A 1,814-nucleotide genomic window follows, 5' to 3' on the forward strand; every position below is an offset into this window, starting at 1 on the left:
TCAGCGCTACCGCGTAACATCACCCACCGAAGCCAGAACCTGCGCCCGCCGATTTACACCGAAATCTGGACGCCACCGGGTGAACCGGATCTGGCGCTTTGAGATCCGCTGAGCGGCTGGGCGAGTGCTCCAGGTCTCGGTCGAACTCGATCGGGTGACGAGTCGCGCCTTGGGTCGCAGGCAAGGTCGCGCGGGTTTTGTGCTGCGATGCGACACGTCCGGCGATCGGGCAACGGGCTAAGACGAGGGAAATCTCATGACGAGCAGTTATTCGAAATCCGTGCGTTCGCCGTCGTGGTTGCGTCGGCGCCCGGCCCGCCAGCTGATACCGGTGACACGCTCCATCGTCAGCTCGCAACCAACAGATGAGGACGTCTAAACCCTTTGGCGTCGTCATAAGGGTCTAGAACCACAAGTCGATCGCGGTCGGAGCTCGACTGTGACACGTTGCACCACAAGCGGACCCGCTTCTGGGATCAGGTGGCCTAATGCTCGGCGCATTGATAGTGGCCGCGCCGAGCGACACGGCCGCTGCAGTCTAGGCAACGCAGATCCGCGGCACCGAGCGACCGGGTCGGCACGGGGTGAGCCGCACGGCGCCGCGACCGAGAGCACGTCAATCGCTTGGTGCTGGCCCGTCGCGGGTGTCGATGGCAAGGTGGCAGCCGTGTACGGTCGTGTACGCCCGTTGCGGATGCTGGTCGTCGCCTTGGCGTGGGGATCGTGCTTTCCGCTGTTGAAGTGGGGCCTGCGGGGGCAGTCGGTGCTGTGGTTCGTCACTTGGCGTGCAGCGCTTACCGGGCTGGCATTACTTGGCGTTAGCCTGATCAGCCGGCGCCGGCGTGCCGTCCAAGCGCCGGTGTTCACGGTCAGCGCCTGGGGGTTGATCAGCGCACTAGCGGTCCTCAATGTTGCGTTGGCCTTCGCCGCCATGGGAGCGAGTGTCACTGCGATGGCACCAGGCATAGCGTCGGTGCTCGGCAACGCCCAAGCATTGCTGGTGGTGTTGCCGGCATGGTGGCTGTTCGCGGAGCGACCCCGCGTGTTGGAGGTCGTGGGGGTAGCGGTCGGCCTCGGCGGTTTGATGCTGGCCGCAGGGCCGACGGGTGCTGGTCGCGGCGCTTGGCTGGCGCTGCTGTCGGCGGCCGCGGTCGCCGCAGGCGCTGTGCTGGCCCGCCGCCTAGCCGCTGTTGATGTCCTGGCGGTCGGCGCGGGCCAATTCCTGATCGGCGCTGTGTTCCTGGCGGTGGCCGCAGTCCTGGTTGACGGGTCACCCGTGCGTGGGTGGTCGGTCAGCTCTTTGGTGACGGTCGTGACGCTGGCGGTGGTGGGCACCGCGCTGCCATACGTCCTGTGGTTCACCGAGCTGCGTAGGGCATCGATTACCGCGGTGACCTCCTGGACGCTCCTGGTGCCGGTGGTGGGGGTTGCAGCGAGCGTATTGGCGTTCCACGAAGCGCTGACTGCCCGGCAGTGGATCGGTGACGCGGTCACGGTCGCGGCGCTCGCTTTGGTCGCGCAGTCCGGGCGGTCCGGTACCGACCGGTTGGAGCGGTGGCAACAAACCGGCTGCGAGATCTGCCCGCGCGCCTGACCGGCATTGCGCCACCACCGCATGTCAGCCCACGCCGCAGTTCGGTTCGGGCGCCTAGAGGTTGGCGTCCAATGCGGCGCTGATGCCGGCAATCGGCAATGTGGCCACCCCAACTGTCGAATGCCGATCCGCTGGCGGCTAGGTGTCGTGACCCGGGAGGTTGTTGACGGCGTGGCTGCTTGAAAGTGGGAGGACCTCCTGACGGAGTGGATGTGTCTGG

General features: G+C 66.5%; 1 protein-coding gene. It reads left to right on the plus strand.

The features are described 5' to 3' along the window. Positions 1–667 precede the first annotated feature (667 nt). Positions 668–1,594 (plus strand): DMT family transporter, encoded by a 927-nt coding sequence (locus tag AWC17_RS06380; protein ID WP_052742747.1) that lies wholly within the window; start codon positions 668–670, stop codon positions 1,592–1,594. The last annotated feature ends 220 nt before the right edge of the window (positions 1,595–1,814 follow it).

The sequence above is a fragment of the Mycobacterium nebraskense genome, assembly GCF_002102255.1.
Lineage (GTDB): Bacteria > Actinomycetota > Actinomycetes > Mycobacteriales > Mycobacteriaceae > Mycobacterium > Mycobacterium nebraskense.